Here is a 26,047-nt window from a genome sequence, read left to right as displayed (position 1 = left end):
ATCAGAAAGTTATTTTCAGTAAATATAAAATAAACAGGAATTTATCCACTAAATCATTTTCTTGAATCAATGCACTGCGCTTAAGAAGTTTTTCATTAAGCATGCAGAACTCGGTTTAAGAAAACCGTATGCATTAACAAAAAATAACCTCGAATTAAGCAGGCACCTGTCTCAGCATTTCTCGAGCCACATTCTCATAACTTAAAGTCTGCTGGCCATGCAATATAGTTTCAACGGTAAAAGAACCATCGGGATGAACTTTAGTTACAGTAAAAATCGTATTTTCAAACTGAGCTAGTGTGACTTGCTGGCCAATTTCGATGTGATTCATGTGGTTTTTACATTTATTAATCTGTCGATTTTTATTCTGTCATGATCTTCTAAGCTTTTGAACAGTTGTTTAACTTAAGTCTGTGAATAATTTTGTTAAAATCAAAAAATAGCCTTAAAATACATTCATAAAATCACTATATTTTTATAATTCAAATATTTATTTCCCATTGAAACTTGGGCTTTAAGTGACTTTCAATAGGTAGAAAACATCAGCTCATCGCTAAAAACGATGAGCAAAAATGAGCCGCTTTTCCCTCGACTGAGAAAAGCGATAAATATATTTATACATCTATTTGAAAAATAAATATTTTGTTAAAAATATCAGAGCAAACTATTGTTGCTGGGCCAAGAGTAATGGAATCTGATGACCTTGGCTGTAATTATGCTTCTGATAGACCTGGGCAATTTCTGGTAGCTTGAGTTTAGCCGCCTCAATCCCGGCATCCATGGTCAATTCTCTGCCGCGTACATCAAAGATATGACCTTTTTCACGTAAGTCTGGCTGAATAACAACATCGGCGTATTGCAGTTCCTCAGAAGCTAAACGTTGCTGCATGATATTAATATTCTGGTTGAATAGGCCCCAGACATTGGTGGTTTCAGTATGGATTGGCTGCGCCAGAATATCGACAGCAATGACAATATCAGCGCCCAATTCACGAGCTACTTTAACTGGCACCGGACTGACCAGCCCTCCATCCACATATTCTTTTTTCTGGATGACAGTCGGAATAAACATGCTTGGAATAGAAACAGATGCACGTACTGCCTGACCAGTATTACCATAATTGAAGACTACCCGCTTACCCTCTTTCAAGGCTGTTGCTACCACAAACATCGGAATTTTCATGGCTTGCAAAGGCGTCTGATCAACCTGCAAATTCACATAATTTTCAACTTTTTTGCCATCAAAAAAGCCTTTACGGTCCAGCTTGATGTCGCGAACATCAGTCGCTTTCATGCTTAATGCAATATTACGCAGTTCAATCGCTGGTTTACCACTGGCATAAATGGAACCAACAATACTGCCTGCACTGGTTCCCACAATAAAGTCAGGTTGTATGCCTGCCTGTTCTAATACTTCAATCGCACCAATATGCGCATAGCCACGCGCACCGCCACTGCCAAGAACCAGTGCAATCACTGGACGGTTTTCTGTTTGCTTGATTTTGCGGAAATTGATCTGGTTTGGACGTGCCTGGGCTTCTGCTACTGAACTGGCAGATTTAATATGACTAGAGTTAGGTTGATTAAAACCAGATGTCGTTTGGCAGCCGCTCAGACCTACCATTGTCATCGCCAATATACTCAGTACATATTTCTGCATGCAGAGCACGTCCTCATTTTGTTAAAGCAGCATAGTGTATAAACACATGCTTAAATAATCTGTAGAATTTCGTAAAACTGTCATACAGTTGCACTAATGTCTTTCAATTTTCAGCCACTGTATGAATACACCTTCACTGTACCGGATCTTTCTCACCTTCCTGCAACTGGGCTGTATGGCATTCGGTGGACCGGCGGCGCATCTGGTGTTTTTTCACCGTAAATTTGTCGACCAGTTACAGTGGTTAAATGCGACACAATATGGCCAGCTGGTTGCATTAGCGCAGCTTTTACCAGGCCCAAGTAGCAGTCAGGTAGGCCTCTCCATCGGCTATCTGCAAAGGGGTTATGCTGGGGCATTCATGGCCTGGCTTGGGTTTACCTTACCTTCAGCGCTTTTGATGAGCTTGATCGCCGTACTTGGTCAGTACTATTTCCATATTCTAAACTCAAACAGCTTTCATAGCATTCAATTGATCGTTTTTTCTGTAATCGTCTGGGCATTCTGGCAAATGCTTAACAGCTTCTGCAAAAGCATCTGGCAATATGTACTGGTCTTCATTTCCGTCCTGATTCTGAGCTTCATTAGTATCAGTTTGAACCAGCTACTGGTCATTATTTTAGGGGCAGTTTTTGGTCTCGTAATGGCAAAATTTTCCAATTCTCCTCAGGAAAATAAGCCTGCTTCAAATTCATCTACCATTCACTCAAGCTATATTCGGCCACGTCATGCACCTTACTGGTTCATCGCATTTTTATTACCATTTTTTCTGATTCCTATACTAGTCAAATCTGGTTCTTGGCCTGAACTCGCATTTTTTGCTGATTTCTATCAAACTGGCTCATTGGTCTTTGGTGGCGGGCATGTCATTCTGCCTTTGCTGCATCAGGACTTTGTGGCGACCAATTTACTTTCGCCCCAATCTTTCGATCTAGGTTATGCATTTGCCCAATTGATGCCAGGTCCATTATTTAGTTTTTCCAGCTATGTCGGTGCTCTGTTGCCTTGGACAGGTTCATCCTGGATTAATGCACTGTTAGCAACCTGTGCCATTTTCCTGCCTTCGTTTTTTCTGATTTTTGCTACTTTGCCTTATTGGTCATGGTTAATGCAGCAACGTATTATTTTTCAGGCGGTAAGCGGGATTAATGCAGCAGTGGTCGGACTGCTTTTATATTTGCTGATTGATCTCTCTCAGGCATATTTTCGTTCCTGGTCTGATCTGGTTTTTGTCATCGTGATGATTTTACTGTTACGCTCGAAATTACCAGTCTGGTTCAGCCTGATTGCTGGCTTTATCCTATATCAAAGCTATATTAATTTTGTGTCATTCTAACAATTTAAGCTCATAAAAAAGCCCCGAACCAGTCGGGGCTTTTGCTCAAGCTTTACCAGATATCTGATTTAACTTTATCTTTAAATTTCGGATGATCATCGAGCTTAAACTCTGGTTGCTCGATGCCACGTTTCAGCTGACCGGTATAGTCCTTGAGCAGCATCAAAATAAATGGCATCAGCAGCACAATCGCAATCAGGTTAATACTGGCCATGACGCCCATGAACAGGTCCGCCATATTCCAGATCAACGGTACACTGGCAATCGAGCCGAAATACACCATAAACAATACCAGCAACCGGAAAATAAACATGACCTTGCTGTTATTATTGATGAACTGGATATTTCCCTCTGCATAGGCATAGTTACCAATGATAGAAGAATAGGCAAACAGGAACAGAATCAAGGCCAGGAAGTCATCACCCCAAGCACCAATCTGGCTTTCAAGTGCCATCTGGGTCAAGGTCACGCCTTCAAAACCGGCATTTTCATATAGGCCAGAAACCAGAATCACGATAGCGGTACATGAACACACAACGAAGGTATCTACAAATACGCCAAGCATTTGAACCAGACCCTGATTCACCGGATGTTTCACGTCAGAGGCAGCCGCCGCATTCGGTGCTGAACCCATCCCCGCTTCATTCGAAAATAAACCGCGCTTAATCCCCATCATCATGGCCATCGAGATCATGGCACCGAAGAAACCGCCTGCAGCTGCTTCAAACTCAAATGCTTTGCTAAAGATCAGCTGAAAAATAGACGGCAACATATCGTAATTGATGACGGCGATATATAAAGCTACACCCAGATAAAGAACTGCCATGAAAGGGACCACCCCTTCAGCAACTTTTGCAATCCGTTTGATCCCGCCAAAAATAATCATGGCCGTAATCAAGACCAAGACCAGACCAATCCAGGAAACTTCCAGATCGAAACCACCTAATGGCAACATCAGATTGGCTTCATTCCAGCCCCAGGCATGTGAGGTTGCACCCGTAATGGCATTGGCCTGCACGGCATTGAACACAAAGCCATAGGTCGTAATCAGTGCAATTGCAAAGACAATTCCCAGCCATTTCTGTTTAAGACCCTGAGTAATGTAATACGCAGGTCCACCACGGAATTGCTGATTCTTGTTATCCCGAACTTTAAACAACTGGGCTAATGACGATTCTACAAAAGCAGAACTCATTCCCAGAAATGCAGTAAACCACATCCAGAACACAGCACCTGGACCACCGACAGCAATCGCAATGGCAACACCTGCAACATTACCCACACCGACCCGGCTAGCCAGACCTGTTACAAAGGCCTGAAACGGCGTAATACCATGGTCATCATCGACCTTGCCACGACTACGTTTCATGACTTTGATACTGTGCCAGAATAAACGGATCTGTACTGCACCGGTCATGATCGTATACAAAATACCGACTGCGACTAGAAACACCACCAAAAAGTCCCAGAGTGGACCATTTAAGGCATCGACCCAGCCCAGTAAGGTTTCATTTAGCTGATCATTCATGTCATATCCTTATGAGCTTATGACTCATTATCAAGCTTAAAATTAGACGAAAAATTTCAAGATCATCTGGATGATCGTGGCATTAATCAAGTCAACGAAGAAAGCACCACATAATGGAACGATCAGAAAGGCTTTATGCGAAGCGCCATACATATTGGTAATCGCCTGCATATTGGCAACAGCCGTTGGGGTTGCACCCATCCCGAAACCACAGTGACCTGCAGCAAGTACTGCGGCATCGTAGTTTTTGCCCATCACCCGGAAAGTGACAAATGCTGCATATAAAGCCATAGTCAAGGTCTGTGCACCGAGAATCACCATCAATGGTCCTGCCAGATCCGCCAGTTGCCATAATTTTAATGACAGCAGCGCCATGGCCAGATAAAGCGACAATGAAGCATTACCAAACACATCAATCGCACGGTCGAAGATCTGGATTTTCAGGATGCCTTCCAGCACGTTACGCAGAATCACGCCGCCTGCCAGTGCCCATACAAATGTTGGCAGTTCAAATACTGTATCTTTACTGAAGCCAGTCATCAGCTCCGCAAATGCCAGACAGCCTGCAAACAGACCAAGTGTGGTAATGGCATTATCGGCAGTGATCAGACGGACACGATGTGGATATTCAAATTGCACATATTCATCTGTCGTGCTGTCCATTGGCGTATTGTCACGTTTTTCGATCTGCTGATCGGTACGTGCCACAGCAAGATTATGACGGTTAATCAACAGTTTCGCCAAAGGCCCACCGATAATTCCCCCAATAATCAGACCGAAGGTCGCACTTGCCATACCGAGCGCCAAAGCCCCCTGAATACCATGCTCAACCTCAAGAATTTCACCCCAGGCGCCAGCAGTACCATGTCCACCAGTCAGCGTAATCGAGCCGGCAATCAGACCGATCAGAGGATCAATACCCAGTAAACTTGCCAAGCCCATACCCACTGCATTTTGTAGGGCAATAAATGTTGAGATGGCAACCAGGAAGATCACCAGTCCAATCCCACCTTCACGCAATTTGGCGAAGTTCGCGCTCAGACCGATCGAAGCAAAGAAAATCAGCATAAAACTGGTTTGTAGTTCCGCGCTCGTGGTAATGCTATAGCCCCAGAACGAATGAACCAGCAGAGAGATAACCGCTGCAACCAGACCACCTGCGACAGGTTCAGGAATGTTGTAACGTTTTAGAAAATCGATTTTATCTACCAGAAACCGGCCCAGTAATAGCACAATTACTGCAGCGATCAGGGTATAAAATGCGTTAAAAGTAAAATCCATAATTTTTTTGTCCAAGATGGTTCTGAATTTTTGTCATTCTAAAAGTCGTGTTGCGATTCATTTCCACAGAAGAAAACCTTACATTACCCCATGTAATTGTCATCTACTTCATTCATCCATCGCCTTTAGAATCAACAAAGCATTCCGCATCTGTTTCAAACTTATGAATATCATCGTGATGATCATATTCAGTGAGAGATTTATAAAAGCGAAAAACGGCCTTTTGCTGATTGCATAAGCTACGCCAGATGCGTAAATTCATCTAAACGTGCAACTCATAGTGATAACATCCAGCCTATATTTTTTACTTCTCAACCAGCATGAATTGCTGCATGAGTGCTTTTAACCTAACTGAGTTCATCAAGTCATTTGCAATAAGATATTTCAAATAGAGCTTGACCATGCAATCTTCATTATTTCTTCAAAATGCATGTATTCAACTGAAAAGTCGCACATTATGCTGTTTCTTTGTATAAAGTTTTATTGTTTTTTATTAACTATAGTTAGTAAATATATAAAAAATAATTATAACTTCTTATTTTTTATAGTTTACTACCCCCAAATTTTAATCGAAATAAAATATTAATTGAACGTAAAAACGGATATTTAATTTTATTTTTAAGATTGAATTTTATTCATTCTATTTTGTTCTTAACTTTACTTTTAGTTCCAGCCATCGATGTTAATTGCTCAAGATATCAGCATCTAAAATATCTGTTGCATTTTTAGAAGGAGTTTTGTTTAAGCATTCAATAAATTTCTTAGGCTATTTATATAACTTCTATATCTCTTAAGTGCATTCTCATTCATGTGATTTTTATTAATCATCATAATTCACTGTGAAACTAAAATTCCCCCTGCCCGACAGAGTTTGTTTGGTTTATAGTCAGTTCACCATCATTAAGGATATGAGATTGGAAATTAGAATGGATCAAAACCTCGTTCATGCTGTAGATCAAACCATTACTTCCCGGCATTCGGTTCGTGCTTTTCTGGATACGCCGGTCAGTACCGGCATGCTCAAAGACATTTTGACTGTGGCCAGCCGCGCCCCTTCAGGGACCAATACCCAGCCATGGAAAGTATATGTGCTGACAGGGAAAAAGCGTGATGAGCTGGTGCAGCGTGTCTGTCAGGCGCAAATGGAGCTTTACCAGAATCCGGCACTGGCCGAGCAATATAAAGAAACCTTTGCCTATTATCCCGAACAATGGTTCTCTCCTTATATCGACCGACGCCGTGAAAATGGCTGGGGCTTATATGGTTTGCTGAATATCCAGAAAGGCGAAAAAGAAAAAATGGCGCGCCAGAACCTGCGTAATTTTGAACTGTTTGATGCACCAGTGGGGCTATTCTTCACCTTACATAAAGATTTGGGCGTAGGTTCAAAAATGGATATTTCCATGATGATTCAAAACGTGATGCTGGCTGCCAAGGCACGTGGTCTGGATACCTGTCCGCAGGCTGCCTGGAATCATTTTCATAGCATTGTGCTAGATGTACTGGGAGCAGGTGAAGATGAAGAGCTGGTCTGTGGCATGTCACTAGGCTATGCAGATCCAGACCATATCGTAAATACCTTTATCACCCCACGTGTCCCGGTAGAGGAATTTGCCGTTTTTGTAGATGAATAAGATTTGATAAGCCATGATCCAAGCATCAACTTTGAGCTGCTTGGATTGTCTGACAGAGATATAGAGTTCTTGCAGCTCCTTATTTCTGTTTAACTCTAGGCAGTTCTAATTTCAATAAAGATCTAAAGGCTATAACTACAAAGATCGCCATTACCAAGGCCATATTGAATAAAGCATCCCACAGCATAAAGTTCAATAAAACCCCACCCAACAAACCGCAGGCAAATTGCATACTGCCCATGATCGCACTGGCGGTTCCCGCACGCGCGCCCTGTTCTGCCATGGCCAGCGCCATCGCATTCGGTCCCACAAAACCAATCGAGGCCACAACGACAAATAAGGCCGCCATAACTAGGACAACAGATTCAATATTCAGATAGCCTAAAACCAGTAAAGCCAGGACACCGATTCCCTGTAAAGAAGCACCTAGTTTTAAGCGACTTAATACTGAAAGATATTGAGCCAGATGCTTATTCAGGGTCGAGAACAGCATGATTCCAACGGCATTCCCCCCGAAAGCATAAGCAAACTGCTGCTCGGTCAGATGATAATGATCCATCAGAATGGCTGAAGAAGCGCTGATATAGCAGAACATCACCGCCCCAGAAAAACAGCCCACCAGCATCGGTCGTCTGAAACTTTCATCCTGAAAAATGGTTCGGTATAAACTCAATACCTGTTGCAAATTCAGTTTAAGACGGCGTTCCGAGGGCAAGGTTTCCTGAAAGAAAAAATGCACACAGACCAGACTAAACAAACCACAGCCCATCAGCACCAAGAAAATAATATTCCACTCAAAGAACATCAGTACCCATGCGCCGAGACTTGGCGCAATAATCGGTGCAATGGTCGTTACAATCATCATGCTGGCAAAGGCCTGGGCAGCCGCCTGCATATCCAGCCGATCACGAATGGTTGCTCGGGCAACCACGACTCCTACACATCCTCCTAAGGCTTGTAATACCCTTGCTGCAATCAGGCTCCATTCATTCTGTGCAAACATACATAACAGGCTGGCCAGAATATACAGACTCAATCCAAAATAAAGCGGTGGCTTACGTCCAATCCGGTCACTGATCGGACCATATAGCAACTGCCCAACCGCCAGTCCAAGGAAATAAGCTGGCAGACTATTGGAGACCATCTGGGTGCTGACACCAAAATCCGCTGCCATTTCTGGCAAGGCAGAGAGATACATATCAATGGATAAAGGACCAAGTGCAGTCAGTGAAGCCAGCAAAATAATCCAGGACATGGCATAAGGTCGTGGTGCTGTCGTATTGGAGTTCATGTAATTAAAGATTTTAATGCGCAGTAGGCAGACAAATTAACATAGCGCATAGTATGATTTACATGGAAATTAAAAGTTATAAATATACTTTTTCTCATATGTATATTCAGCTTTGCAGCAAAGACTGCAAGAGAAAGGATCACCGTTGAAATCTTGGCTCAATCGTCTTAAGCACGCGACTTATAATACGACCCTGATGTATAACCTGCGTATGCTGATCGCTTTTGCAGGCACTGCCTTTGTTCCCTATTTCATGGGACAGCAGTTAATGACTATTCCACTCACCCTTGGGGTGGTGGCCGCAGGTTTAAGCGATATTGATGACCGCTTTTCCGTACGTATCCTGAATCTGTTCTATACCTATTTAGGCTTCTTCATTACCGCAGTGGCAGTCTATCTGTTATTTCCTTATCCGCTGCTGTTTGCTTCTGCCCTCATTGTTTCTTGTATTGTCCTGATTCTGCTCGGCTCGCTTGGTCGACGTTATGCCACGATTTCCTATGGCTGTCTGGTGATTTCTGTCTATTCCATGCTGGGGGTTGAACTTTTTGATGGATGGTATCAGCAGGCAAGCTTGCTGCTGATTGGTGCGGTCTGGTATGGCTTTTTGTCGACCCTGAGCTTTCTACTGTTTCCTGCGCGACGTGCACAGGATAACTTAGCCAAGTGCTATGCTTCACTGGGTGATTTCCTCTATGCCAAATCGAATCTGTTCGATGTCGATATGACGGCAAAAAGTTATCAGCAAAGTATGATCGAGCTATCACTGGAAAATGGCAAACTGATTTCAATTTTTAATGAAATGAAGACTGTTCTTTTGACCCGTCTGAAAGGTGATCGTGGTCAAAAGGATACCCGTCGTAGCCTGCAATACTATTTTGTAGCGCAAGATATTCACGAGCGTGCCGATTCTGCGCATATTGATTATCAGAAACTGGCCAAGATTTTTGAACACAGCGACGTTTTGTTCCGTTTTCAGCGCATCCTGTCGATTCAGGGCAAAGCCTGTAAAGACCTGAGTGAAAGCATTCAGCAGCGCAAAACCTATAAACATAATAAACGCTTCAAACATGCCTTTGAAAACCTGAGATTGTCCCTGGAAAAATTGCGTACAGAACAGCAGTATGATCAGGTCTGGATCAATGCCCTATTTGCTTTATTCCAGAATCTGAAATCCATTGATGCGCAGTTACGCAACCTGGAAACTGAACGTAATATCAAATTTGATCGTGCTAAACATATTGAAAACCAGCTCAAAGATGACGACCTGAAAGGCTGGGAAGATATCAAGATTCGGGTCAAGCAGCATTTGACGCCTGAATCCGTGTTGTTCCGTCATGCTATTCGCCTGTCGATTGTGCTGCTGATCAGCTATATCTTTGTCCAGCTGACCGATATTCAGTATGGTTACTGGATCCTGCTTACAGCACTATTCGTCAGCCAGCCTAACTTTAATGCTACCAAGCGCCGCTTACGTTTACGTATTGTCGGGACTCTGGCAGGTATTCTTTTGGGATATGCCATTCTGTACTTTATTCCTTCTGTTGAAGGACAATTATTGCTGCTGATTTTGAGTGGGATTCTGTTCTTTGAATTACGCAGTAAACAGTATGCACAGGCCACTGCCTTTATTACCATTCTGGCCCTGATCAACTTTAACCTGGACGGTATGGGCTTTGCCGCAGCTATTCCACGTATGATTGATACCCTGATTGGCTGTGCGATTGCCTGGTTTGGTGTGAGCTTTATCTTTCCAGACTGGAAATTCCGTCGCTTGCCACGCAGCATTAGCCGTAGTCTGCAGGCAGAATGTGACTACTTGAGTGAAGTGATTGAACAGTATAAGTCTGGACGAAATAATGGTCTGACCTACCGCGTGGTACGTCGTGCAGCTCATAATACGGATGCTGAAGTTGCTTCCCTGATTTCGACTTTGGCCACTGAACCTGATTTTGATCCGGTGCAAAAATCACAGGCTTTTGAGTTCCTGTGCCTGAATCATACTTTTATCAGTTATATTGCCGCGCTGGGTGCGCATCGTGAAAAAATTCAGGATCAGGATGTGCTGGACTTGCTGGATCAAGCCCTAGAAAATATTCGTGGTGCCCTGCTCTATGATGAAGTCCCCGACCTAAGCACCCAGAATATGATCCAGAATATCCGTCAGCGTCTGTCACAACAGCAGGAAGAAGACCAGAAACCATTGATTATTTTGCAGCAACTGTCTTTAATGTTTAGTATCTTGAAGCAATTGAGTCAGTTAAAGCAAAGTTTAAGTCACGAACGTGATGAACAGGCCACTGAATTGGCTTCATTATAATTTGGCCGATTTTGGAACAATATACTCACTGAATCAGCACAATTAATGCTAAACTTTTTACAGTTTTAAATCTGTTAATTTCATTATGACCGCGAAAAATTTATACGCTTATACCTTACAGCCTGTGAACTATGAAATTTCAGAAGCTGAGCAGCGTCATGCTCAGCTGATGATCTGGCGTAGTACCAATAAAATTGGCATGAAAGCCTGGCTGATCATGGGTGCTATTGTTGCCTTGTCTATTCTGGGAATTATCCTGATCAAGAACTACTCGACTGTCATCTGCTGGGTGGCGATTGTCTGTGTAGTCCTGTATTACCTGATTCGTACTTTCGGTCTGGAATGGTATGTTAAACGCAAGATGAATGAATTTCCGGTACAGGAAATTAAAGGCATCCGTCTGGGCGTGCAACCGCATGGTATCGTGATGCGCCAAAAAATGGGCATGCAGGAAGGCGTGGGTGCTATTGGCTGGAAAGACATCTATGAATGGTATAATACGCCGGAATTCATGCTGATTAATTTTAAAGTCAAAGGTCAGCAAGGTGCTTATATCCTGCCTAAACGTTTAGACAGTAAAAACTTCTCTTTCGCGACCATTCGCAAGCATCTGCAAGAAGAAGTGGGCGCACCAAAAGAAATCTAAGACATATCCCGATTTTGAAAGACCTCCTGTTTCGACATGGAGGTTTTTTTATGACTATCTTTTATCCAACTCATCGACACAAATGATAATGAGAATAAATATTATCATCATAATCTATAATTTGTTCTGATTCTTCAGTTATAATTCGCCTACTTTTACACATACCACCATAAATCTGACCATCATGTTTAAAAAGACATTTTTCCAAATCCACTGGTTTCTGGGGATTACTGCAGGTTTGATTCTCTCAATTATGGGAGTCACGGGTGCTATTTATTCTTATGAGCCGCAAATCTTAAAATGGATGAATAGCGACAGTTATACTGTACAGGTTCAAGAGCGAGACAAGCTTAGCCCTGCCCAGCTGTATCAGCATTTCCAGACCCAAAACCCTGAAATGAAAATTAACAGTATTACCGTGGCACAGGATCCAAGTGCCTCCAGTACGGTCAATATTGCGAAAGAGGGAGCACGTCGTGGTTATAACATGATGGTCAACCCCTACACGGCTGAAGTATTGCCTGAAATTAAAGGCCGTGAATTCTTCCAGTTTGTACAGCAACTACATCGTAATTTGACTGTAGGACCCGTCGGTAAGCAGATTACCGGTGCCTGTACCCTGATGCTGATCTTTTTCGTCTTGTCTGGCCTGTATTTACGCTGGCCAAAACGTCATTCGATCAAGCAATGGCTGGCAGTGAAGCCGCAACTGAAAGGCCGTAACTTTATCTGGGATCTGCATGCAGTGGTGGGTACCTGGGTGGTAATTTTCTACCTGATTCTGGCTTGTACCGGTCTTACCTGGTCTTATGGCTGGTGGCGTGATGGTATGTATAAAGTTCTGGGCGTAGAACGTCCACAACCAGAAATGCAGGCCAATGGCGGTCGCGGCGAAGGTGGGCCACGTGGTGAACGCGGACAACGTGGCGATGGTGAAATGCGAGGTGAAGGTCGCCAAGGTGGTGAACGTGGACCTCGCGGTGAAGGTGAAATGCGTGCCGAAGGTCGTCCAGATGGCGAACGTGGACCTCGTGGTGAACGCGGACAACGTGGTGAAAGCCTTGAAGAAGCTGGCATGAGTCCAGAAAGTATTTTACGTGCGCTGGATCAGAGCTGGACTGGCTTCAGAACTCAATTCGCAGGTAAATATTCGACTGTGACATTTAACCTGCCGAAAAAACCGGATGGTGAAATGCAGTTGAGTTTTGTTGACCCTGTGGCACAACATGAACGTGCCCGCAACAATGCGACTTATAATTATCGCAGTGCTGAATTTACCGAAGTCCAGCTCTATGAAGATAAAAAGCTCAATGAAAAAATCATGAGCAGTATGTTACCGGTGCACCGTGGCAGCTTTTTTGGTCCTATTTACCAGTTCCTGGTCATGATTGCTGCATTATTAATGCCATTGTTCTTCGTGACCGGCTGGATGCTCTATCTGAAACGTCGTAAGCAGAAAAAACTTACTCTGGCTGCACGCCAAGGGGCAACTGCCCTGCCTCTGGATCCAAATGCCAAGCCTTGGCTGATTGCGTATGCTTCACAAACGGGTGTCTCTGAACAACTGGCATGGCGCACAGCTACTGCCTTACAGGAAGCACGTCAACCTGTCAGCGTTAAAGCAGTACAACAGTTAAGCCTTGCAGATCTGCAACAGGCAGAACAGGTTTTATTTGTAGCCAGTACTTATGGCACAGGTGAAGCGCCTGACCTGGCTTCATCTTTCGAAAAGAAAATTCTGTCTGCCAAAGCAGATCTCAGCCATCTCAATTATGCAGTTTTGGCTCTAGGCTCTCAGGAATACCCGGACACCTATTGCAGCTTCGGTCATCGTATTGACCAGTGGTTACAACAGAATGGTGCCAAGCAGCTCTTCAAGATTATCGAAGTGGATAATGCAAATAATGAGCATATCCAGCAATGGACCAATGCCCTTGCCCATGTGACTCAATTTGAATTGCAGGATATGGGTATCGATAAAACCTTTGATCAATGGACTTTGAGCAAACGTGAATTGCTGAATCCAGACAGTCTGGGTGCACCTGCGTTCAATATTGAACTGGTTCCACAGCATGAAGCCGTGTGGCAGGCAGGCGATATTGCCGAAATCCAACCAGGAAACAGCCCTGAACGTATCCGTGCATTTATGGAGAAATACCGTATTGCCGCGAGTACACAGGTGCCTTCTCTGAAGCAAAGTATCGAACAGGCACTATGGGATCGTGATCTGACTCAAGTTGATCCTTTTGATTCAGTAGATGAGCTATTACAGCAATTACCAACTCTTGCTACACGTGAATATTCAATCGCCAGTATTCCAAGTCAGCAAGTGCTACGTCTGGTCGTGCGTCAGCAATCTGATGCACAAGGCCAGTTAGGTCTGGGCTCAGGCTGGTTAACACAGCATACTGCCCTAAATTCACCGATTGCCCTGCGTATTCGCAAGAATGAATCTTTCCATCTGATTGCAGATAACCGTCCGATTATCTGTATTGGTAATGGTACGGGGATCGCAGGTTTGATGAGCTTGCTGAGTGCGCGTAACCGTCAGGACTATACTCAGAACTGGCTCATCTTTGGTGAACGTCAGCGTGCCCATGATTTCTTCTTTGAAGAAACCATTCAGGCCTGGCTGCAAATGGGTACATTAAAACGACTGGACCTTGCTTTCTCTCGTGACCAGCAGGAAAAAGTTTATGTGCATCATAAATTGCGTGAGCAAGCTGAAGAATTGAAACTCTGGGTCGCTCAAGGCGCCGTGATTTATGTGTGTGGTAGCATTAATGGCATGGCCAGCGATGTCGATCAGGCTCTGATTGAAATTCTCGGTGAAAGCACAGTAGATCAATTACGTCTGGATGGTCGTTATCGTCGTGATGTATATTAAGATCAGCTGATCTATAAAAGACCGGGCTTCATGCCCGGTTTTTTATTAATAAGATAGAAGAAAAGATAAAAAGATTAATAAAAATATGAGTATCCAAATATCCAGCCCACTTAAACGAAGTCTCAGCCTGATCTTTGGTTTGATCCTTGGCATAAACAGCCTCTGGTTAATAAGTCAGGGACAAAGACATTTCGGTGTTCTTTTGCCAATTTTCATTAGCGTAGCACTGATCCTGTATGCTCTGCTCTTTTCAGGCATTCAACGCTGGAAACAGCATTCCAGATTTAGAATCTGGTTCTGGAACAACCTCTGGGCCGGATTTCTACTCTGGATAATCAGTGTCGCAATCTTCTTCGCTTATATCCAGATGTCCATTCATTCAAATGAATCTACACAGCCTCCTGCCGCTATTCTGGTTTTAGGCAGCGGGATTACGAATGGACAGCCCTCACCCATCTTAAAAAGCCGTCTGGATACTGCAGCTAAATATGCAGCACACTATCCAGATGCTTTAATGATTATGACAGGTGGGCGTAATTATCGGGAAAGGCAAAGTGAGGCTGAAGTCATGCAACACTATATCCACACCACCTACCCAGAACTCATCAATCCTATCCAACTTGAAGATCGAAGCAGAAGTACTGCTCAAAACCTGATGTATTCTCAAGTGATATTGGAACAACAAAATATAAGTCAAAATGATCCGATTGCGATTGCAACCAGTGATTTTCATAGTCCCCGTGCACGCGCCATTGCCAGACACCAAGGTTATCCGCAAGTGATTAGTTTGAGTGCCAGCACTCCTCTTTATCTGCGCTATAACTCCTGGTTAAGAGAATATTTTGCCTTTTTGAGTGGCTGGTTGCTCAATGAATATTCACTATCTGAATAAGTGACTTAAGCATTAAATTAATTTAAACGGATATGCCTTGGCGAAGGAATCGCTGGATTTTTGAATAGTTCAGGTTTCTGTACATAGACCTGATACAGGTAATTTTTAAGATCCAGCAAAAGTTTTTCAGGCGCAACCAGAATATTCTGCCCTTCCGGTGTCAGATCCAATGACACAATAGTGCTTTCCTGACGTAAGAAAGGAATGACCTTTTCAACAAAATCTTTGAGGGTAATTTCCTGAATCTGGTAATTGGCCCAGTTATCTTTAATGAGTAGTCTGGCCAGACCTTTGCTTTGCCAGGTCGCGAAAGCTCGCTGTCCTGTCGGCGTGGCACATAAAGCCCAGCCCTCTTGGTAAAGTGCAAAAATGCCACCTTGGGCAACAATAGCTTCAATAAAATTTTTATAAACTTGTAGCGGATCGTAGGCGGTATTTTGCGATTTGATCGCTGCCTTGCGCTGATATGGATTTCTCATAGTCTGAAATCTTCAAATTATTATAGACTTCAAATTCTATGAAATATTCAGGATTTAGGCAAGAAAGATATGGTGGGCGCTGACGGGATCGAACCGCCGACATTCTGCTTGTAAGGCAGACGCTCTACCAACTGAGCTAAGCGCCCTGAAGAGTAAAAAATAACATCGTTATTTTTTATGATGCAAGACAAGCGTAGCGCGTAGTCTTGGATTTTGAAACACATTTTCCACATCAGGGAATGAAAAATGGCGCAGCGGACGGGACTCGAACCCGCGACCCCCGGCGTGACAGGCCGGTATTCTAACCAACTGAACTACCGCTGCATCGCGTATATCTTTAGAAGATATGGTGGGCGCTGACGGGATCGAACCGCCGACATTCTGCTTGTAAGGCAGACGCTCTACCAACTGAGCTAAGCGCCCTTAAAGGGTCAAACTGTTTGATTCTTAGGATGGCGCAGCGGACGGGACTCGAACCCGCGACCCCCGGCGTGACAGGCCGGTATTCTAACCAACTGAACTACCGCTGCATCACAAAAAATCTGGTGGGCGCTGACGGGATCGAACCGCCGACATTCTGCTTGTAAGGCAGACGCTCTACCAACTGAGCTAAGCGCCCTCAAAAGGTCTATCATGTAAATGGCGCAGCGGACGGGACTCGAACCCGCGACCCCCGGCGTGACAGGCCGGTATTCTAACCAACTGAACTACCGCTGCACTTACACAATGTCGCTATTGTGGCAAACGATTCATCAAGAACTTAAAGTGGCGCAGCGGACGGGACTCGAACCCGCGACCCCCGGCGTGACAGGCCGGTATTCTAACCAACTGAACTACCGCTGCACTATAAGTGTCTCAACTTTGAAAGAAGCTTGGTGGGCGCTGACGGGATCGAACCGCCGACATTCTGCTTGTAAGGCAGACGCTCTACCAACTGAGCTAAGCGCCCTTTCAAATCGACTTCATCGCTTGATGAGGTGCATTATAGAGAATCTTCACAGACTGTCAAACGCTTTTCTGACTGTTTTCTGCTTTTTCGGTGTGAGTGATTAAAAAATAGGTTGATTGTTAAAAAAAACAACACTTTTTGTTTATTTTTTAAGTCTATACCGATTTTTTAAAGATGCTCTGTGAAACTAAAAGCCGGATTTTTACGGTTTTACTCATGAAAATTGAGACCAGAACATGCAACAGCCTTCAGTATTGCTGAAAGATTATACAAAGCCCAGCTCACCGCAACGTTGTGATCCTGTAATCTTTATTTTAAGAGCTTGCAGCCCTCTAAAAACAAATCGATGACTTTTATTGGCAGACTATAAATCATGTTTCTAACTCTATTTGGCTGTTAAAGTAGACTACATAGATGATCGATGACCTCATCTACTTTCCCTTATTTAAATAGAAGATATTTCAATTAATTTTAAATCATCCACAAATTTTCTTATGTCATTTAAGTCATTTAAACAGTCAGATTCAGCGGCTGTTCTGAAATATAGACCAGTGCATCTTCATTCACCAGTTCAAACAGCTCGGCCACATCCGTATTCCGCATGCGGATACAGCCATGTGACATTGCAATACCCATCGGCTCAGAATCAGGCGTACCATGAATATAGATATAACGTTGGTAAGTATCACAACCCTCGCCCTGGTTAAAACCTTCTTCAAGCCCACTTAGCCATAAGATCCGGCTGAGAATCCAGTCTCGCTGCGGGAATTGCTGTGCCAGTTCTGCATTATAAATTTCACCTGTCGCTTGACGGGCAATAAACACACTATTTAAAGGTGTCTGCTGGCCAAACTTTTCAGCGACTTTATGCCATCCACGAGGCGTCTTGCCACTATTTTCTGCTTCACCTACGCCATTCTTACCCGTAGAAATCAGGTACTGCTTATTATATTTTGGCAAATATAGTTTTTGTTGGGCGAGATCAATCAGGATTTCTGCCTGATCCAGCTGCAAATGGCTCATGACTTCTCTTTCTCTGTCTTGATAGTTTCTAGTTCTACTTTCTTTGTGGCCATGTGTTCTGGATGGATTATGTCCTGAACTGGTTCGGGTCGACGCCATAACCAGATCGCCACAATCAGCATGGTCACATCAGTAAAGATTTTGACTGCCAGCGGTGCTGTCGTAAATAACATGATAATGCCACTGATGAACATCATGATACTGGCCAGCCATTTGGCCTTGCGTGGCACAGTACCATTGGCACGCCAGGCTCTTAAAGTCGGACCATATTTTGGATGATTCAGCAGCCATGCATCCATTTGCGGCCAGCCTTTAGATGCCGCCCAAGCCGCCAGAATTAAAAATACTGTTGTTGGCATGCCGGGCAAGATTGCACCGATAAAGCCTAGTACGACAAACAGTACGACCAGGCTTCGCCAAAACAATATTTTCATAAATCGATCCTACCCACAAAATTAGGGGTAGTATAAAGTGTTTTTAAAATCTGTCCGTTGTATTTGTGCACTTTTCACAGGATGTGCTATGCCCTTTTCCAGTCTAAATCATCATCTTGTAGAAGCATGGCAATATTATCAGCATCCTTTGGTGCGGCAACTGGCATTTGCTGTCGGCAGTCCAAACCTTCTGTCTCAAATTCCAGACGAACTTGAAGTCGTCCATGCTTTTGACTTACATGATTCTGAGACTTGGCAACATCACCTGCAAAATTATCATCCACGTCTGAAATATCTGGACCGGCATCCAGAAGAGCTGGAGCAATTCGTGCAGCAGCTTAAAAGCACCCGGCTGGGTTTGCGCTTTGAAATGCTGGTCTGGTTCTGGCTGCTGGATGATGCCTATCATCCTTATAAGCTTTTAGGTCATAGCATTCAGAAAATTGACGGCGCTAAAACACTGGGTGAACTGGATTTTCTGTTATTCAATACAGAGGCTGGTCTGACTGAACATTGGGAAGTGGCGCTGAAATACTACCTCGCAGAAGCCGATTTTAGCCTGCCAAACTGGTATGGCCTAAACCGCACCGATACTTTAATCCGTAAAATGAAGCATTTTACCCAGAAACAGTTTCAGTTTGATGAGGCTCTGGATCAGCAGATTGAGCAGCGTTTCTGCATGTTAAAAGGCCAGCTTTATCTTCCAGTACATCGTGCAGATCAGACCTTACCTGACTGGGTCAATACCCAACGTCGCATAGGCTTATGGGGTCAGCAGATTCCCGACCCAGCGGCTAACTTCTATCGTTTACAACGTCATGAATGGATTTATCCTAATGCGCAGATCAGCAGTTCAAGTCCCTATTGGTGGACAAATGGACTTTATAAAAAGGCTGATCAAGAGGATTTTTATATGTATCGCAGCCCGCTTCTACTACCCTTTCCTGCGCATAAACCCTTTTAAAACATTACATTTATTAACCGAAGCACTATGAAAACCACATATTTTTTATGTCGTATATTTTCTAATCTTAGTTCCACATCATAATAATTTTATTATCGATAATACGGAGATGATGATGAAAAAAATTCTTGCTGCTTCATTGGTAATGGCTTTTGTTTTAACTGGCTGTAACACTGTCAAAGGTGTGGGTAAAGACGTTTCTAAAGCAGGCGAAGCTGTAACAGGCACTGCAGAAAAAACTTCTGAAGAAATCCGTCAAAACTAAACTCTTTCTAGCTTCTCCACAAACCCTATCTCAGATAGGGTTTTTTTATGCGGAACATTCACATTACAGGCCATATTCGCCTATCATAGAGCCGACAAATTTATCGACTTATGAATTCACCATATGACATCTTCCGCGACTCTTGATTTAAGCCTGCAATTATTACGTCAGCCTTCTGTGACCCCTATTGATCATGACTGCCAGAATATCATGGCAGAACGTTTGAAGAAGGTGGGTTTCAATATTGAATCAATGCGCTTTGAAGATGTTGATAATATTTGGGCGCGTAAAGGTACTGAAGGCCCGGTTTTCTGTTTTGCTGGCCATACCGATGTTGTGCCAACCGGCAACCTGGATGCCTGGAACTCTGACCCATTTGCTCCAGAAATTCGTGACGGCAAGCTATATGGCCGTGGTAGTGCCGACATGAAAACCGCCTTGGCTGCGATGGTTGTAGCCACTGAACGTTTTGTCGAAAAATATCCGAATCATAAAGGTTCAATTGCCTATCTAATCACTTCAGATGAAGAAGGTCCATCGATCAATGGTACGGTAAAAGTGATTGAAACTCTGGAAGCCCGTAATGAGAAAATTACCTGGTGTCTGGTAGGTGAACCATCAAGTACCAACAAACTGGGTGATATTGTCAAAAATGGCCGTCGTGGTTCATTGAATGCCAACTTGACTGTAAAAGGCAAACAAGGTCATGTGGCTTATCCCCACTTAGCAGTAAATCCAATCCATACAGCGTCTAAAGCCATTGCCGAACTGTGCGAAACAGTCTGGGATAACGGCAATGAATACTTCCCTGCGACGTCTTTCCAGATTTCAAATATCAATGCCGGCACCGGTGCAACCAACGTTGTTCCGGGCACCATGAATCTGCTCTGCAACTGGCGTTATTCAACAGAAGTGACTGCTGAAGAACTAAAGGCACGTATGCTTGAAATTCTGGATCGTCATGGTGTGGACTATGATATTTCATGGACTTTATCTGGCCTGCCATTCCTGACACCCGTTGGTGAGCTGGTGAATGCCGCTAAAGATGCCATTTTAACTGTGACTGGTACTGAAACTGAATTATCAACTTCAGGCGGCACCTCAGATGGTCGCTTTATTGCGCCTACCGGTGCACAAGTCCTAGAACTCGGTGTACTGAATGCCACAATCCATCAAATTAATGAGCATGTCGATATTGCAGACCTTGAACCACTGGCTGAAATTTATGAGCAGATTCTGGTGAACCTGTTAGCCAATTAATCACCAGATGTAAAAAAAGGAACTCAGAAGAGTTCCTTTTTTTATGTGCTTTGTAATGAATTACAAGCCAATTGAAGACTGAATATAACCCATTTGCGGGATGTGAAATAACTGATCCCCCATACGCACATACTGGAATACTGCGGGGTCAGTCACTTGCTGATCGGCATCAACCACTTCAGAAATACGCAGACGAATGGTTTTCGGCATTTCATTACACATCAGGGCAAAACGCTGATGCACCTCATCTCCTTCAATCACCAGCGCCACACCACTTTTACGTGTAGGATCATTAACTGCATAAACCGGTAATTGCGCATCATGCCACTCAACCACTTTAACCTGGGTATCACTATCCAGTGCAGACAGGACAATATTTTGTGGTAACAGCATTGGATCTTTGCCGTGACAGTCAATAATATAAGCATCAATAAATCCGGTAGATACCGTAATTAAATGCTGAAGTTCCTGCTGACTTATCTGATCAGCCATTTTGGCATTAGTCGTATTCTGACTCATTTATGACCCCTGTTTTTCAGCAATTAACTGTTGAATATTCGCCAGTAATTCAGCTTCCTGGAACGGTTTGCCCATGTAGTGGGTTACGCCCAGACTGAAGGCACGTTCACGGTGTTTTTCACCAGTACGTGAAGTAATCATGATGATTGGCAGGTCACGGTGAATATCGTGGTGACGAACCAGGTTCGTGACCTCAAAACCATCCATACGCGGCATTTCAATATCCAGCAGCATCAGATCCGGACGGACATTTTCAAGCTGCTCAATCGCATCTACACCATCTTTGGCGGTGACAATATCATAACCCTGACGCTCAAGCAGACGCGAGGTCACCTTACGTACAGTCACCGAGTCATCCACGATCATCACCAGACGGCGAGCATTGCCAGAACGTGAACCATCGCGTTGATCCTGCATGTGTTTCACACGCTGCGTACCATGGATCTGACGGGCAATATTCTGACCATCCAGAATCAGACAAACCTGACCATCACCAAGAATCGTCGCACCAGTGACTACACCAATATTGGCGAACTGATGGCCGATTGGTTTCACCACGATCTGTGCACGTGAACCTACTAACTGATCCACAAGTAAGGCAATGGTTTGACCACTGTTGCCTTTAATCAGCAATACTGGCAGTGAATGCGCTACGTTGTTCAGACGAGGAATTGGCTGATTCGATACGAACTCAGACAGGTAACGCAATTTGTAATTAACGCCATCAATCTTGAAGAAATCGTCTTTACTGTTGAAGTAAGTTTCCAGAGTAGATGGTGCAATACGTACAATACGGTCGATTTGCGCCAGAGAAACGGCGTATTGCTGATCGCCCACTTTTACCATCAAGGCATCGCTGACCGCTACAGTCGTCGGTACGCGAATAGTGAAGGTTGTGCCTTTGCCAACTTCAGAGCTGACAGATACGTGACCACCCAGAGACTTGATCTCGCTTTGTACTACATCCAGACCCACACCACGACCTGAAATCTGGGTTACAGATTTAGCAGTACTGAAGCCTGGGTGGAAAATGAATTGCAGTAGCTCTTCCGAATCCAGTGTCTGATCTTCTTTGATCAGGCCTTGGCTGAGTGCTTTTTCACGAATCTTCTCAGCATCAATACCTTTACCATCATCACTAAATGAGACGATGACATCTGTACCCTGACGGCTGATATTTAACAGGATTGAACCGACTTCCGGTTTGTTCAAGGCAATACGATCTGCTGTATCTTCCAAACCATGGTCAATCGCATTACGCAGCATATGCTCGAAAGGCGTTACCAGACGCTCCAGAATATTACGGTCCAATTCACCTTCACTGTTCTGAACAATCAGTTCGGCTGGACGGTTCAAGGTAGTAGAAGTCTGACGTACGATACGTTGTAAACGTGGCAACATCCGGTCAAACGGTACCAGACGAGTACGCATCAGGCTTTCCTGAATCTCGGCCTGAATTCGTGATTGTTGCAATAACAAACCTTCAGTTTCACGAATCTTGTCAGATAGAGTGCTCTTGAAGTCAACCAAGTCCGAAGCAGATTCCGCAAGCGACTTGGACAACTGGTTCAGGGACGAATATTGGTCCATTTCCAGCGGGTCAAAGTCTGCATAACGCGAGTTTTCTGAACCGTGTTTGGCAATAATTTGAGATTCTAGCTCGCCTTCCATTCGGCGCAACTGATCCGCCAGACGCTTGATCGCCAGTTCCATCTCGTTCAGAGTATTACCGAGCTGACCCAAATCCATCTCGATACGCGAACGGTTAATTGCATTCTCGCCTGACAGGTCGATCATCTTCTCAACCAGATCAGCAGAGATACGGATCATCTCGTGGCTGGTATCGGTATTACCGGTATCAACCCATTCGCCCATCATACGTGGCGGCTCAGTACCATCACCTTCGACAAACTCGAAGCTATTTTCTGTGACCAGCGTTTCTGTTTTAGCCAGACGTTCTGGCAGCTGCGCAGTAACATCCACATAAGCAATCTTTTTCAGACTGCTTTGGATCTGTTCAAAATTGCTATAGTCACGCTGGAAGATCGCTTGTCTTAACCAGGCCAGCGTTTTTTGCAGCAGACCATCATAAGCGTTCGAGTTAAAGTGATATACCGCAAACTGTTCGAATGTGGTTTCCAGTTCATACGCAATGCTGGCCACCTTTTCGTTTTCAACCATGCGCGCACCACCCTTGATACTGTGGGCAGCACGTTGTAATTGAAGCAATAAGCTACGGTCACTACGCTGATCAAACCATTGGTTCAGCAGTTTTTCAGTATTGTCGAGAATCTCTTCTGACTCTTCAAGGAAAGTCTCTTCAACAATTGACTTCAGTTCATCTTCTTCAGAGCGCTCTTCTGCTACAATTTCAACTGGCTCAGTCAAAGTTTCTGTTTCAGTCAGCTCAACTTGTTCATCTTCTAAGTTTAGAGCTGGTTCTAGATCTGAACTTGTATCTTCTAATGCAATCTCTTCCGATGCTTCATCCGCTGTTTGTTCGGAATCAGCACTAGCTTCTGCATATTCAAACTCGACAACAGGAATCGATGTTTCTACCGGAGCTGCAACAGCTTGACCAGCCACCAAGGCCTGAATATTTTGCAGAATCGAAATTGCTTCAACAGCCGGATAATCGATACCTTCATCACGGATCGACTGGATACGGTCAGAAACGTTATCTTGCACCAGACGAATGATTTGAATCAGCGCTGGAGTAACAGCGATCTGCTGACGGATGATTCGCTCATAAATACTTTCTAGTTCGTGCGAAATCGAACCGATATGAGAAGCGGTAATCATGTTTGCACCACCTTTTAAGGTGTGCAAGTGACGCATCAGGTTATTCAGTGAAGTCGTATCATCCTGCTTTTTACTCCAGGTATTCAGATCTTCATCAATACCTACCAGTAATTCATCCGCTTCTTCCAGGAAGATATTCAGTAGATCCTCATCGAAATCACGCTGAGTTTCTGCGCTGTCGATGTACTGGCGGTCAGAGGCAATACGCTGGCTTAAAGCAGCAAAGTCAATGCTGGCTGTGGTTGCAGCTTCAGGAATAGAAATTTCTTCTGATACTTGTTCAGCAGGGACATTGTCTTCGGCAAAGATTTCCAGATCCTGCTGTACGAATGCAGCAAGTTCACTCAAGGTTTTTTGCGTATCATCATTTAAAATGACACGCTGGCCTGCTGCCAGGGTATCGAATAAATGAATGAATTCCTGATGTGCCTGGGCAAACAGCTCATAGGCATAATCGCTGTTCAGCAGTACCGGTTTTTCTAGTAAGGCATCATAGGCAGATTTTAAATCTGTCGTAAACTCATGAATACCCAGTGCGGCACGGTTATCTGTATGTGCAAGCAGCTCGGCAGCCTGCTCGCTTAAAGCCTGAATATATTCTGGATAATCGACTTTAGCGCGTTTATCGAATTCAAACTCGGCATCCAGTAACAGGTCAATCTCCAGTTCAACCAGCTTGGTCACCAGACCTTGGGTTTCAACTGTTTCCGTTTCAGTGGCTGCGAAGCCATAATCATTCCAGACACGCTCAAAAGTCGCATACACTGCTGCAAGTTTGCTGCTATCACCCTGACGTAACAAATGCAGATAGTCGCTGACAAATTCAGCATACTGAATTAATACAGCAGTTTCTTTTGAGGTGGATGCAATTTCATCCTGAAGCAGTGTTTTAAACAGATGTTCTACTTTAGAGCTGGCCTCGAAGATTTCTTCGATCTGTGCCATGGACGAACTGCCGCGCAAAGTATGAATAGCACGAATCAATGCATTATAATCCTGCACTTTTTCATTTTCGCTACGCAGGAACTTGGCAATCGTTTCGAGATGCTCTTCCGCTTCCTCGATAAAGATCGCCACGGTTTCTTCTACATCACTACGTGCAGCATCTTCACTATCAGCTTCTTCAAGCTCAAATTCTGTTGTGCTTATTTCTATTGCTGCAGTTGTATCTTGATCTTCAGCCGAATCACCTAGCTCAAGACCTGTGATCTGACCCTCGGCAGTCAGACTGTCTGCTAGTTGCAAGAGTTCTTCTAAAGCCGGTTCAGGTGTTATTTGTTGTTGTAATTGCTGACCTAAAAGCACGACTGGGCGCAGGTCAACATCGAGTTCCTGCACCTGTTTGAATTTTGGATATAAAGTAAACTGGTAAATGTTCAGTACAGCTTTGGCATACTGTTGAATCGTAGGCGTTAATTGGATTGAACCTGAAAGTACCCGGTTTAAAGTATCTTCCACTGCCCATGCAATTTCACCCGCAGATTTAGCCCCTACCATACGGCCTGAACCTTTCAGGGTATGAAAATGGCGGCGAATGGTTTTCAGGTTTTCCTGATGAGCCGGATCACTCAACCATTCTGGAAATAAAGCATTTAACTCAATGAAAATCTCTTCGATTTCCTCGACAAAAATTTCAAGAATTTCTGCATCTTGATCAAGATAACTGTCTTCAGGAAGCGTTGTCGTTTCAACTAAATTTTTTAATATTTCTTTCATAGCTAATGCTTCTTACGTTGTGCCGCCAAGAAGGGCGCTCAAACTTAATTGTGACCGTCACGCGAGACCTAACCTTAATAATTAGGTCCATCTTGTCGAGGCTTTATCTGTATTTCTGAATGTGCCTCAACCTGGGTTAAGGCACACTCCCCTCATACTTT

At 44.0% G+C, this 26,047-nt stretch carries 19 protein-coding genes and 8 tRNA genes; 9 read left to right on the top strand and 18 right to left on the bottom strand.

The genetic code is table 11. From position 1 onward, the window contains the following. Positions 1-154 precede the first annotated feature (154 nt). Both FTU72_RS00220 and FTU72_RS00215 read right to left on the bottom strand, forming a co-directional pair. A complete protein-coding gene (locus FTU72_RS00220) occupies positions 155-331 on the bottom strand; it encodes a hypothetical protein (RefSeq protein ID WP_162835329.1) in 177 nt (58 codons plus the stop codon). Between the two features lie 333 nt (positions 332-664). After that, the gene (locus tag FTU72_RS00215; RefSeq protein WP_180052323.1) at positions 665-1,660 is read right to left on the bottom strand and encodes a patatin-like phospholipase family protein; all 996 of its coding nucleotides are present in this window, start codon (positions 1,658-1,660) and stop codon (positions 665-667) included. 121 nt (positions 1,661-1,781) lie between these two features. On the opposite strand from FTU72_RS00215, the gene chrA reads away from it, so the two are divergent. Further along, positions 1,782-2,996 carry a chromate efflux transporter gene (gene chrA, locus FTU72_RS00210; RefSeq protein WP_180052324.1) on the top strand — a complete coding sequence of 405 codons (1,215 nt, stop codon included), beginning with the start codon at positions 1,782-1,784 and terminating at the stop codon, positions 2,994-2,996. A gap of 52 nt (positions 2,997-3,048) precedes the next feature. Here chrA and FTU72_RS00205 read toward each other — a convergent pair whose 3' ends face one another. Then, a complete protein-coding gene (locus FTU72_RS00205) occupies positions 3,049-4,524 on the bottom strand; it encodes a sodium:alanine symporter family protein (RefSeq protein ID WP_159123382.1) in 1,476 nt (491 codons plus the stop codon). Positions 4,525-4,566: 42 nt separating this feature from the next. Next, the gene (gltS, locus tag FTU72_RS00200; protein ID WP_034701739.1) at positions 4,567-5,805 is read right to left on the bottom strand and encodes a sodium/glutamate symporter; all 1,239 of its coding nucleotides are present in this window, start codon (positions 5,803-5,805) and stop codon (positions 4,567-4,569) included. Between the two features lie 926 nt (positions 5,806-6,731). Between gltS and FTU72_RS00195 the strand changes: the two genes are divergently transcribed. Then, the gene (locus FTU72_RS00195) at positions 6,732-7,439 is read left to right on the top strand and encodes a nitroreductase (protein ID WP_180014575.1); all 708 of its coding nucleotides are present in this window, start codon (positions 6,732-6,734) and stop codon (positions 7,437-7,439) included. Positions 7,440-7,518: 79 nt separating this feature from the next. Here FTU72_RS00195 and FTU72_RS00190 read toward each other — a convergent pair whose 3' ends face one another. After that, positions 7,519-8,730, bottom strand: a complete 1,212-nt coding sequence (locus tag FTU72_RS00190; RefSeq protein ID WP_180052325.1) for a multidrug effflux MFS transporter — start codon at positions 8,728-8,730, stop codon at positions 7,519-7,521. A 145-nt stretch (positions 8,731-8,875) separates the two neighbouring features. On the opposite strand from FTU72_RS00190, the gene yccS reads away from it, so the two are divergent. From yccS to FTU72_RS00170, 4 genes are all read left to right on the top strand, one after another. Then, the gene (gene yccS, locus FTU72_RS00185; protein WP_159123379.1) at positions 8,876-11,050 is read left to right on the top strand and encodes a YccS family putative transporter; all 2,175 of its coding nucleotides are present in this window, start codon (positions 8,876-8,878) and stop codon (positions 11,048-11,050) included. 85 nt (positions 11,051-11,135) lie between these two features. Further along, positions 11,136-11,696, top strand: coding sequence for a YcxB family protein (locus FTU72_RS00180; protein ID WP_004784963.1), 561 nt, complete (start codon positions 11,136-11,138; stop codon positions 11,694-11,696). A 184-nt stretch (positions 11,697-11,880) separates the two neighbouring features. Beyond that, complete coding sequence (locus FTU72_RS00175; protein WP_180052326.1) at positions 11,881-14,583, top strand: sulfite reductase flavoprotein subunit alpha; 2,703 nt, start codon at positions 11,881-11,883, stop codon at positions 14,581-14,583. 97 nt (positions 14,584-14,680) lie between these two features. Further along, positions 14,681-15,475: a YdcF family protein gene (locus FTU72_RS00170; protein ID WP_034590168.1), complete on the top strand. Its 795-nt coding sequence runs from the start codon at positions 14,681-14,683 to the stop codon at positions 15,473-15,475. 17 nt (positions 15,476-15,492) lie between these two features. On the opposite strand, the gene FTU72_RS00165 is transcribed toward FTU72_RS00170, so the two are convergent. The 11 genes from FTU72_RS00165 to FTU72_RS00115 form a co-directional block, all read right to left on the bottom strand. Then, entirely contained in the window at positions 15,493-15,954 is a 462-nt protein-coding gene (locus FTU72_RS00165; protein WP_004784968.1) for a DUF2750 domain-containing protein, read from the bottom strand. A gap of 70 nt (positions 15,955-16,024) precedes the next feature. Continuing rightward, positions 16,025-16,100 (bottom strand) — tRNA-Val (locus tag FTU72_RS00160). Positions 16,101-16,201: 101 nt separating this feature from the next. After that, positions 16,202-16,278, bottom strand: a tRNA-Asp gene (locus FTU72_RS00155). 23 nt (positions 16,279-16,301) lie between these two features. Continuing rightward, a tRNA-Val gene (locus tag FTU72_RS00150) sits at positions 16,302-16,377 on the bottom strand. 30 nt (positions 16,378-16,407) lie between these two features. Then, positions 16,408-16,484: transfer RNA gene (locus tag FTU72_RS00145), tRNA-Asp, on the bottom strand. A gap of 13 nt (positions 16,485-16,497) precedes the next feature. Further along, a tRNA-Val gene (locus FTU72_RS00140) sits at positions 16,498-16,573 on the bottom strand. Between the two features lie 21 nt (positions 16,574-16,594). Then, positions 16,595-16,671 (bottom strand) — tRNA-Asp (locus FTU72_RS00135). Positions 16,672-16,720: 49 nt separating this feature from the next. After that, positions 16,721-16,797: transfer RNA gene (locus FTU72_RS00130), tRNA-Asp, on the bottom strand. 30 nt (positions 16,798-16,827) lie between these two features. Then, positions 16,828-16,903, bottom strand: a tRNA-Val gene (locus tag FTU72_RS00125). Positions 16,904-17,413: 510 nt separating this feature from the next. After that, on the bottom strand, positions 17,414-17,926 hold the full coding sequence (elsL, locus tag FTU72_RS00120) for a cell wall-recycling L,D-carboxypeptidase ElsL (protein WP_180052327.1): 513 nt from the start codon (positions 17,924-17,926) through the stop codon (positions 17,414-17,416). Then, positions 17,923-18,360: a YbaN family protein gene (locus FTU72_RS00115; RefSeq protein WP_125278257.1), complete on the bottom strand. Its 438-nt coding sequence runs from the start codon at positions 18,358-18,360 to the stop codon at positions 17,923-17,925. The genes elsL and FTU72_RS00115 overlap by 4 nt, the downstream gene beginning before the upstream one ends. An 88-nt stretch (positions 18,361-18,448) precedes the next feature. Here FTU72_RS00115 and FTU72_RS00110 point away from each other — a divergent pair, with 88 nt between their 5' ends. The 3 genes from FTU72_RS00110 to dapE all read left to right on the top strand — a co-directional run bounded on the left by FTU72_RS00110 (position 18,449) and on the right by dapE (position 20,849). Continuing rightward, a complete protein-coding gene (locus FTU72_RS00110) occupies positions 18,449-19,324 on the top strand; it encodes a DUF1853 family protein (RefSeq protein WP_004784973.1) in 876 nt (291 codons plus the stop codon). Positions 19,325-19,439: 115 nt separating this feature from the next. Beyond that, positions 19,440-19,589 carry an entericidin A/B family lipoprotein gene (locus FTU72_RS00105; RefSeq protein ID WP_004784975.1) on the top strand — a complete coding sequence of 50 codons (150 nt, stop codon included), beginning with the start codon at positions 19,440-19,442 and terminating at the stop codon, positions 19,587-19,589. Positions 19,590-19,712: 123 nt separating this feature from the next. Next, entirely contained in the window at positions 19,713-20,849 is a 1,137-nt protein-coding gene (gene dapE / locus FTU72_RS00100; RefSeq protein ID WP_004784977.1) for a succinyl-diaminopimelate desuccinylase, read from the top strand. A 60-nt stretch (positions 20,850-20,909) separates the two neighbouring features. Here dapE and FTU72_RS00095 read toward each other — a convergent pair whose 3' ends face one another. Further along, positions 20,910-21,368, bottom strand: coding sequence for a hypothetical protein (locus FTU72_RS00095; RefSeq protein ID WP_004784978.1), 459 nt, complete (start codon positions 21,366-21,368; stop codon positions 20,910-20,912). Continuing rightward, positions 21,369-25,886 carry an Hpt domain-containing protein gene (locus FTU72_RS00090; RefSeq protein ID WP_180052328.1) on the bottom strand — a complete coding sequence of 1,506 codons (4,518 nt, stop codon included), beginning with the start codon at positions 25,884-25,886 and terminating at the stop codon, positions 21,369-21,371. Positions 25,887-26,047: the final 161 nt, after the last annotated feature.

Source organism: Acinetobacter sp. YH12137, from assembly GCF_013418535.1.
Taxonomy (GTDB): Bacteria; Pseudomonadota; Gammaproteobacteria; order Pseudomonadales; family Moraxellaceae; genus Acinetobacter.
This window is presented reverse-complemented; position numbering and strand designations above follow the sequence as displayed.

Bases quoted from the DNA above. Each gene is read 5' to 3' on its own strand.
- FTU72_RS00115 (WP_125278257.1), bottom strand. From the start codon at position 18,360: ATGAAAATATTGTTTTGGCGAAGCCTGGTCGTACTGTTTGTCGTACTA.
- dapE (WP_004784977.1), top strand. From the start codon at position 19,713: ATGACATCTTCCGCGACTCTTGATTTAAGCCTGCAATTATTACGTCAG.
- FTU72_RS00090 (WP_180052328.1), bottom strand. From the start codon at position 25,886: ATGAAAGAAATATTAAAAAATTTAGTTGAAACGACAACGCTTCCTGAA.
- FTU72_RS00175 (WP_180052326.1), top strand. From the start codon at position 11,881: ATGTTTAAAAAGACATTTTTCCAAATCCACTGGTTTCTGGGGATTACT.
- FTU72_RS00095 (WP_004784978.1), bottom strand. From the start codon at position 21,368: ATGAGTCAGAATACGACTAATGCCAAAATGGCTGATCAGATAAGTCAG.
- FTU72_RS00180 (WP_004784963.1), top strand. From the start codon at position 11,136: ATGACCGCGAAAAATTTATACGCTTATACCTTACAGCCTGTGAACTAT.
- FTU72_RS00190 (WP_180052325.1), bottom strand. From the start codon at position 8,730: ATGAACTCCAATACGACAGCACCACGACCTTATGCCATGTCCTGGATT.
- FTU72_RS00205 (WP_159123382.1), bottom strand. From the start codon at position 4,524: ATGAATGATCAGCTAAATGAAACCTTACTGGGCTGGGTCGATGCCTTA.
- FTU72_RS00110 (WP_004784973.1), top strand. From the start codon at position 18,449: ATGCCCTTTTCCAGTCTAAATCATCATCTTGTAGAAGCATGGCAATAT.
- FTU72_RS00220 (WP_162835329.1), bottom strand. From the start codon at position 331: ATGAATCACATCGAAATTGGCCAGCAAGTCACACTAGCTCAGTTTGAA.
- FTU72_RS00165 (WP_004784968.1), bottom strand. From the start codon at position 15,954: ATGAGAAATCCATATCAGCGCAAGGCAGCGATCAAATCGCAAAATACC.
- elsL (WP_180052327.1), bottom strand. From the start codon at position 17,926: ATGAGCCATTTGCAGCTGGATCAGGCAGAAATCCTGATTGATCTCGCC.
- gltS (WP_034701739.1), bottom strand. From the start codon at position 5,805: ATGGATTTTACTTTTAACGCATTTTATACCCTGATCGCTGCAGTAATT.
- chrA (WP_180052324.1), top strand. From the start codon at position 1,782: ATGAATACACCTTCACTGTACCGGATCTTTCTCACCTTCCTGCAACTG.
- FTU72_RS00215 (WP_180052323.1), bottom strand. From the start codon at position 1,660: ATGCAGAAATATGTACTGAGTATATTGGCGATGACAATGGTAGGTCTG.
- FTU72_RS00105 (WP_004784975.1), top strand. From the start codon at position 19,440: ATGAAAAAAATTCTTGCTGCTTCATTGGTAATGGCTTTTGTTTTAACT.
- FTU72_RS00195 (WP_180014575.1), top strand. From the start codon at position 6,732: ATGGATCAAAACCTCGTTCATGCTGTAGATCAAACCATTACTTCCCGG.